The organism is Methylobacterium sp. E-045 (genome assembly GCF_022829685.1).
GTDB lineage: Bacteria > Pseudomonadota > Alphaproteobacteria > Rhizobiales > Beijerinckiaceae > Methylobacterium.
This window is the reverse complement of record NZ_JAKSYE010000134.1, coordinates 181420-189847: the sequence shown is the minus strand read 5'-3', so window position 1 is coordinate 189847 and position 8428 is coordinate 181420. Positions and strand designations below refer to the sequence as shown.

The 8428-nt window shown below is 69.7% G+C and carries 6 protein-coding genes; all 6 read left to right on the top strand.

What is annotated here, in order from left to right:
- Positions 1 to 252 precede the first annotated feature (252 nt).
- Positions 253 to 1029: a creatininase family protein gene (locus MKK51_RS26615; RefSeq protein WP_243982832.1), complete on the top strand. Its 777-nt coding sequence runs from the start codon at positions 253 to 255 to the stop codon at positions 1027 to 1029.
- 17 nt (positions 1030 to 1046) lie between these two features.
- The gene (gene glnT, locus MKK51_RS26610; protein ID WP_243982830.1) at positions 1047 to 2420 is read left to right on the top strand and encodes a type III glutamate--ammonia ligase; all 1374 of its coding nucleotides are present in this window, start codon (positions 1047 to 1049) and stop codon (positions 2418 to 2420) included.
- Between the two features lie 230 nt (positions 2421 to 2650).
- Positions 2651 to 3112: a cupin domain-containing protein gene (locus MKK51_RS26605; protein WP_243982828.1), complete on the top strand. Its 462-nt coding sequence runs from the start codon at positions 2651 to 2653 to the stop codon at positions 3110 to 3112.
- Between the two features lie 96 nt (positions 3113 to 3208).
- Positions 3209 to 4018: an urea amidolyase associated protein UAAP1 gene (locus tag MKK51_RS26600; RefSeq protein ID WP_243982827.1), complete on the top strand. Its 810-nt coding sequence runs from the start codon at positions 3209 to 3211 to the stop codon at positions 4016 to 4018.
- Positions 4019 to 4032: 14 nt separating this feature from the next.
- A complete protein-coding gene (locus tag MKK51_RS26595) occupies positions 4033 to 4668 on the top strand; it encodes an urea amidolyase associated protein UAAP2 (protein WP_243982825.1) in 636 nt (211 codons plus the stop codon).
- Positions 4668 to 8423, top strand: coding sequence for a 5-oxoprolinase/urea amidolyase family protein (locus MKK51_RS26590; RefSeq protein ID WP_243982823.1), 3756 nt, complete (start codon positions 4668 to 4670; stop codon positions 8421 to 8423). Before MKK51_RS26595 ends, MKK51_RS26590 begins: the two co-directional genes overlap by 1 nt.
- Positions 8424 to 8428: the final 5 nt, after the last annotated feature.

Below are 8428 nucleotides of genomic sequence, written 5' to 3'. Positions count from 1 at the left end.
CCCGTCTCGCACCACCGGCGCCGGCTTGGCTTACGGCAATCGTCCGCATGCCGACCTTAACGCCTCGGGGACGCGCGCGCTCTGCCCTCACCCCTCAGCGGGGGAGGGTGGTCGCGGAGCGATCGGGGGAGGGGACGACCTGTCCGGCGATGGCGCCCCCCTCATCCGCCCCGATTAGCGCGCCACCTTCTCCCTCAGAGGGCAGAAGGAGTCGTCTAACCTCGACCTCGGCATGGGCCGACGGAGGTCTGCATGACCTCCCCCTCCCCCCTCCTCTGGGCAAACCGCACCTGGGACGAGATCCCCGGCGATCTCGCCGCCGTCTCGCACGCCGCGATCCTGCCCGTGGGCGCCACCGAGCAGCACGGGCCGCATCTCGGCACCGGCATGGATTTCGTTCTCGCCGAGGCGCTGACCCATGCGGTCTCGGCGCGGACCCGCGTGCCGGTCCTCCCCACCCTGCCCTATGGCTGTTCCCTCGGGCACAGCCGGCGCTGGCCCGGCACGATCACCCTCGATCCCGTGATGATGACGCGGCTCGTGGCGCAGATCGGCACCTCGGCCTACCATTCGGGCGTGCGGCGCCTGTTCATCGTCAACGCCCACGTCACCAATGCCGCCCCGCTCCGCTGCGCCCTGGAGATGCTGCGCGCCGCCCATGACGACCTGATGGTCGCCCTGGTGAACTCCGCGACGATGAGCGAGCGCGTCCGCGCCGCGCATTTCGCCGATGCCGACGATTGGCACGCCAACGCCGTCGAGACCGCGCTGATGCTGGCGATGGCCCCCGACCTCGTGCGCCCGGACCGCATCGCCGATGCGGACGATCCCGACCGGACGGAGGGGCTCGTCTTCTCGCATCCGGTCAACCGCACCAGCCTGAACGGCGTCACCGGGCGTCCCTCGGAGGCGAGCCGCGACGAGGGCGAGCGGTTGTTCGGCTGGATGGTCGAGGACCTCTCCGCCCTCGTCCTGCGCGGCCTCTCCGAGACGCCGCCCCTCCCCCATTCCTTCTCCGTTCCCGCCTGAAACCAAGGAGCCGCCCGATGGCGCATGCCACCGAAATCGATCCCTCCGTCGCCAAGCTGCAGGACGAGCTGCGCGCCAAGGGCGTGAAATACGTCATCGGCGCCTATGTCGACATCCACGGCGCGCAGAAGGCCAAGGTGGTGCCCGTCGACCACCTGCCGCAGATGGCGGCCGGGTCCGAGCGCTATACCGGCTACGCCCTCGACGGCCTCGGCCAGGCCCCGAACGAGGACGAGCTCGCCTCGGTGCCGGACTTCTCGCAGCTGATCCAGCTGCCCTGGGAATCGAAGCTCGCCTGGTGTCCGGCCGACCTCACCTTCCAGGGCCAGCCCTACCCGCTCTCCACCCGCGTCGCCCTGAAGACGGTGATGAAGGAGGCCGAGGCCATGGGCTTCGGCTTCAACCTCGGCATCGAATGCGAGATCTTCCTGCTCAAGCAGGAGGCGGACGGCTCGCTGCACACGCCGATCCCCGACGATAAGCTGGTGAAGCCCTGCTACGACGTGCGCGGCTTCGTCGACAACTTCTCCTGGCTCGACAAGGTCGCCACCACGATCAACGACCTCGGCTGGGACCTGTATTCCTTCGATCACGAGGATGCGTGCGGCCAGTTCGAGTTCGACTTTACCTATGCCGACGCCCTGACCATGTGCGACCGGCTCACCTTCTTCCGCATGATGGCCAAGCACTATGCCAAGGAAGAAGGCCTCATCGCCACGATGATGCCCAAGCCTTTCGCAGATCGCACCGGCAATGGCGCACATTTCAACATGTCCCTCTCCGACAAGGAGACGGGCAAGAACGTCTTCGCCCGCGACCCGAAAGACGATCCGCGCGGCCTCGGCCTCACCGAGACCGGCTACCACTTCATCGGCGGCGTGCTGAAGCACGGGCGCGCCCTCTGCGCCGCCTTCGCGCCCACGGTGAACAGCTACAAGCGCCTCGTGCGCCAGGGCTCCATGGCCGGCTTCTCCTGGGCGCCGGTGTTCAACTCCTACGGCTCGAACAACCGCACCAATTCGGTACGGGTGCCCGCCGGCGGCGGGCGCTGCGAGAGCCGCAACGCCGACGGCGCGGTCAACCCCTACCTCGCCGCCGCCCTGGTCCTCGCGGCCGGTCTCGAAGGCATCCGCGAGCGCATCGACCCCGGCGCGCCCAACGAGGACAATCTCTACGACCTCACCGACGCCCAGCGCGCCGAGCGGGGCATCGAGTTCCTGCCCCAGACCCTCGCCGAGGCGGTGGACGCCTTCGCCGCCGACCCGCTGGTGGAGAAGACCCTGGGCAAGGCCCTGCGCGACGAGTTCATCCGCTACAAGCGCGCCGAGTGGCAGGAGTATCACCTCACGGTGAGCGCCTGGGAGATCGAGCGCTACAGCCATCTCTTCTAGGCAGGCTCAACAAACGTGGTCGCCGGTTTCGCATCCAGAAACCGGCGACACTTCGAAGATCCGGGCGAGGTGAAGCATCGGCGTACCGATGCCAACCTTCTTCGTCGTTAACCCTTCCTCGAAGCAGATCCTCAACACACTGATGCTTCTCTCGCGCGCTAAATATTGGTATTCGCAAGGACGGCCGGGATTCGGCCGGCCGCGGATGCGGTTGCGGGGGAGATGGTCCGGTGGAGATTGCGCGGCTGCTTCATACCTTCGGCGGTCCGCTGCTCGCCCTGTTCGGCGGAATCGGCGCGCGTTCGATGGGGACGCTCGTGACCGGCATGGGGGGCGGCATCCGGACCGTGGATTTCGCCGGGTCGCCCCGCCCCTGCAAGCCCTACCGGCCGGAACCGGAACGGATCGTCTCTGGCGATCCCGCCCAGACGGTGAGCTTCGCCTACCAGAGCGACGACGGTCTGTTCTCGGCCGGAACCTGGACCTGCCAGCCGGGCAAATGGCACATCGAGTTCGCGCAGAACGAGTTCGTGCACATCCTCGAAGGGGTGGTGGTGGTCACGGACGGGGACGGGTTCGCCAAGACCTATCGGGCAGGGGACGCCTTCGTCTCCCCCGCCGGTTTCTCCGGCACCTGGGACGTCAGGGAGCCGGTCCGCAAACACTTCGCACTCGGTGGTCCGCCGGGTTAAGCAGCACCGCTAACGACGCATGCCCGCCGGGACGACCCGGCCGCGCCAGGGCTGTTTTTCCGGGACGACCCGGAGAACAGCCTTGAGGAGACGGGCATGACCGACACAGCCAGCATCATCGCCGAGAACCGGCGGCGCTACGAGGAATTGAAGGCCCAGGGCCAGGGCCATGCCCCGCGCGCCCTGCCGCCGCCCTCCGCGCGGGGCTTGCCCCTCGACGAGGCGGCGATCCTCCATACCGAGACCATCCCGGGCGGCTGGTATCGCACCTTCGAACTCAATGCCGGCGAGGCTCTTCGCATCGCCCTCGACCATGGCCCGTCCAGCGTCGCCCTGGTGACCTGGAACGCCGCCGAGACGTCGGAGCGCCTGAACTACGCCGACACCGTGAAGGTGCAGTGGACCGCCGCCCTCCAGCGCGGCCGGGTGCTGTTCTCCGACATGGGCCGGGTGATGCTCTCCCTCATCGAGGATTCCTGCGGCGCGCACGACGCGCTGGTGGGCGGCTCCAACGCCGCCTCGAACGCCGCGCGCTATCCCGGCGGCCCCCACCGCAACACCCGCGACAACCTCGTCCTCGCCGCCCTCAAGGCCGGGCTCGACCGGCGCGACATCCCCGCCTGCGTCACGCTGTTCGCCCCCGTCTCCGTGGGCGCGGAGGGGCGCTTCGCCTGGAACGAGGCCGGGCGCCGCGCCGGCGACTTCGTGGATCTGCGCGCCGAACTCGACCTCCTCGTCACCCTCTCGAACTGCCCGCACCCCCTCGACCCGAACCCGGACTACGCGCCCAACCCCGTGGTGGTCACCCGCTTCCGGGCGCCCGTCCCGGCGGCGGACGATCTCTGCCGCAACGCCACGATCGAGGCCGTGCGCGGCTTCGAGAACAACGCCGCCATCGGCTTCTGACGGGGGGACGCATCATGACCGACGACACCGAATTTCCCCGCGACACGGTTCTCCTCGACGCGGTCGTGCCGGCCCAGGCGCCCTGGTCCGGCCTCGTGCGCAAGGGCCAGACCCTGCGCATCACCGATACCGACGGCTGCCAGGCGGTGGACACCCTGTTCTACCGCGCCGGCGACATGGGCGAGCGCTATTCCTCGCAGGACACCCTGCGCGTCCAGGGCTCGGCCTACGTGACGACAGGTACGCGTCTCGTCTCCAACGAGGGCCGGGTGATGGCCACCGTCACCGCCGATTCCTGCGGCTGGCACGACACCTCGGCGGGGGCCTGCTCCTGCGAGGCCAACACCGTCCGCTTCGGCCACGCCACCCGCTATCTCCATGCCTGCCGCGAGAACTTCGCCCTGGAGGTCGCCAAATACGGCCTCTCGAAGCGCGACATCCCGCCCAACATCAACTTCTTCATGAACGTGCCGATCGAGCAGAACGGCGAACTCGCCATCGTCGACGGCGTCTCCTCGCCGGGCGACTACGTCGAGGTCACGGCGGAGATGGACGTGATCTGCGTGATCTCGAACTGCCCGCAGATCAACAACCCCTGCAACGGCTTCAACCCGACGCCGATCCGCGTGACGATCCGGGACACGCTCTGATGTTCGGCAAGATCCTGATCGCCAATCGCGGCGAGATCGCCCGGCGGATCGCCCGCACCTGCCGGCGCATGGGTGTCGCCTCCGTGGCCGTCTACTCCGATGCCGACCGCTTCACCCGCGGCGTGCTGGAGGCGGACGAGGCCGTCCGCCTCGGACCCGCACCTGCCTCCGAGAGCTATCTGAACGTCGAGGCCGTGATCGCCGCCTGCAAGGCGACGGGGGCGCAGGCCGTCCATCCCGGCTACGGCTTCCTGTCGGAGAACGTCGCCTTCGCCGAGCGTCTCGCCGCGGAGGGCATCGTCTTCATCGGCCCGAGACCCGAGCACCTGCGCGCCTTCGGCCTCAAGCACACCGCCCGCGACTTGGCCCGTGCCAGCGGCGTGCCCCTCCTCCCCGGTACCGGCCTCCTGCCCGATCTCGACGCGGCCATCGCGGCGGCCGGGACCATCGGCTACCCGGTGATGCTCAAGAGCACGGCCGGCGGCGGCGGCATCGGCATGCGCCTCTGCGCCTCGGCCGACGAGCTGCGCGAGCACTATACCAGCGTGGAGCGCACGGCCCGCGCCAGCTTCGGCGACGCCCGCGTCTATCTCGAGCGCTTCGTCGGCGAGGCGCGCCACGTAGAGGTGCAGATCTTCGGCGACGGCGCGGGCCGCGTCGTGGCTTTGGGCGAGCGCGACTGCTCGCTCCAGCGCCGCAACCAGAAGGTCATCGAGGAGACCCCGGCGCCGGGCCTGCCGGAGGCCGTGCGCGAGCGCCTCCACGCGGCCTCCGTGGCGCTGGGGACGAGCGTCGCCTACGCCTCGGCGGGCACGGTGGAGTACATCTACGATCCCGCCCGCGAGGATGTCGCCTTCCTCGAGGTGAACACCCGGCTCCAGGTCGAGCATCCGGTCACCGAGGCGGTGTTCGGCATCGATCTCGTGGAATGGATGATCCGCCAGGCCGCCGGCGAGGACGTGATCGGCACGGCCGGCCCCCTGGTCCCGCGGGGCGCGGCCATGGAGGCGCGGCTCTATGCCGAGATCCCGCACGCCAATTTCGCCCCCAGCGCCGGCCGCCTCACGGAGGTGCGGTTCCCCGCCGGGGCCCGCATCGACGGCTGGATCGAGACCGGCACAGAGGTCACCACGAATTACGACCCGATGCTCGCCAAGATCATCGTGACGGGCGAGGACCGGCCGGCCGCCCTCGCGGCCCTGCGCGCGGCTTTGGATGCGAGCGCGGTCTCGGGGATCGAGACCAACCTCGACTATCTGCGCGCCATCGCCGGCTCCGAGCTCTTCACCTCGGGCCGGGTCGCCACCACGGCGTTGCGCGACTTCCCCTATGCGCCGCGCAGCATCGAGGTTCTGGTCCCCGGCGCGCAATCGAGCCTGCAGGAACTGCCCGGCCGCATCGGCCTCTGGCATGTGGGCGTGCCGCCGAGCGGGCCGATGGATGCGCGCTCGTTCCGCGACGCCAACGCCCTCGTGGGCAACCCGCCCGACACCTGCGCCCTCGAACTCACCGTGTCGGGTCCGACCCTGCGCTTCCACGCCGCCGCCACCGTGGCCCTCGCCGGAGCCGCGATGACCGCGCGCCTCGACGGGGTCGAGCAGCCTCACGGGAAGGCTTTCGCGGTCGAACCCGGCCAGATCGTGAGCATCGGCGCGATTGCCGGCCCCGGCCAGCGCAGCTACCTCGCCCTGCGCGGCGGGTTTGCGGCGCCGGTCGTCCTCGGCTCGCGGGCGACCTTCGCCCTCGGCGCCTTCGGCGGCCACGCCACCGGCGTGCTCAAGGCCGGCGACGTCCTGCATCTCGGCGATGCGCCGGAGGTCGAGGCCTCGAACCCTGAGCCCGCGCCGCTGACCCATGCCTGGGAGATCGGCGTGGTCTACGGGCCGCACGGCGCGCCGGACTTCTTCCGGGACGAGGACATTTCGGACCTGTTCTCAGCCTCTTACGAGGTTCACTTCAACTCGGCCCGCACCGGCGTGCGCCTCGTCGGCCCGACCCCGCTCTGGGCGCGCAGCGACGGCGGCGAGGCCGGGCTGCACCCGTCGAACCTCCACGACAACGCCTACGCCATCGGCGCCATCGACTTCACCGGCGACATGCCGATCCTGCTCGGGCCCGACGGCCCGAGTCTCGGCGGCTTCGTCTGCCCGGCGGTGATCGCCCGCGACGAGCAGTGGAAGATGGGCCAGCTGCGGCCGGGGGACACGGTGCGGTTCACGGCGGTGGAGCGGGCGGGGGATCGCCCTCCGGTCCCTTCTCCCTCGGAGTGCTCCGATCTTCACACATCCGGCGGGCCGCTCGGGTCCCCTCTCCTGGAAGGAGAGGGACAGGGTGAGGTGTGTGAGCTTTCCGGAAATGGACCACACCTCACCCCAACCCTCTCCTTCCAGGAGAGGGAGCCCGCCGCGCCTCATCTCGAACCGTCTCGGATTGAGAAACAGCCGTCGAGCGGACCTGTGACTCCCGCCGCCTCCCCCGCAGGGGGGGGAGGGAAAGCTCGCGCAGGCTCGCCCATCCTCGCCACCGATTCCTCCGGCCCCGTGCCGGTGGTCTACCGCCGTCAGGGCGACGACAATCTCCTCGTCGAATACGGCCCGATGGCCCTCGACATCGGCATCCGCCTGCGCGTCCACCTCCTGGCCGAGGCGGTGGCGGAGGCGAGGCTCCCCGGTCTCATCGATCTGACGCCGGGCATCCGCTCCCTCCAGATCCATTACGACGGCACGACCCTCCCGCGCGGACGCCTCCTCGGGCAGCTGCGCGCGATCGAGGCCGCCCTGCCCGCCGTCGAGGACGTCACGGTGCCGAGCCGCGTGGTCCACCTGCCCCTGTCCTGGAACGACCCCCAGGCCGAACTCGCCATGCGCAAGTACCAGGAGCTGGTGCGCCCCAACGCGCCCTGGTGCCCCTCGAACATCGAGTTCATCCGGCGCATCAACGGCTTGGAGTCGGAAGCGGACGTGAAGCGCATCATCTTCGATGCGAGCTATCTCGTGATGGGGCTGGGCGACGTCTATCTCGGCGCGCCGGTGGCGACGCCGGTGGATCCGCGCCACCGCCTCGTCACCACCAAGTACAACCCCGCCCGGACCTGGACGCCGGAGAACGCGGTGGGCATCGGCGGCGCCTATATGTGCATCTACGGCATGGAGGGGCCGGGCGGGTACCAGCTCTTCGGCCGCACCATCCAGATCTGGAACACCTGGCGGATGACGAAGGACTTCGTCCCCGGCCATCCCTGGCTGCTGCGCCCGTTCGACCGCATCCGCTTCTTCCCCGTGAGCCACGATGAGTTGACGGAGGCGCGCGCCGCATTTCCGCACGGGGCCTACCCGCTGACCATCGAGGAGGGCACGTTCTCCTACGCGGAGCACCGGGCCGAGCTCGCCCGCAACGCCGTCGAGATCACGCAGGCGAAGCTGCGCCAGCAGACCGCCTTCGAGGCCGAGCGGCAGCGCTGGCAGGATGCGGGGCTCGACAGTTTCGTCGCTGACGAGGGCGCGCCCCCGGGCGAGGAGGATGCGGTGCCAGCCGGCCAAGTGGGCGTGCCGACGACCGTGCCGGGCAACGTCTGGAAGGTGCTGGTGGAGGAAGGACAGAGCATCGCGGCGGGCGAGACGGTGGCGATCCTCGAATCGATGAAGATGGAGATCGCCGTTTCCGCCCCGGTGGCGGGAATCGTGCGTGAGGTCCGGGTGAAGCCGGGGCGGACCCTGCGCGGCGGCGATCTCGTCGCCATCATCGAAGAGACCTGAGCGGG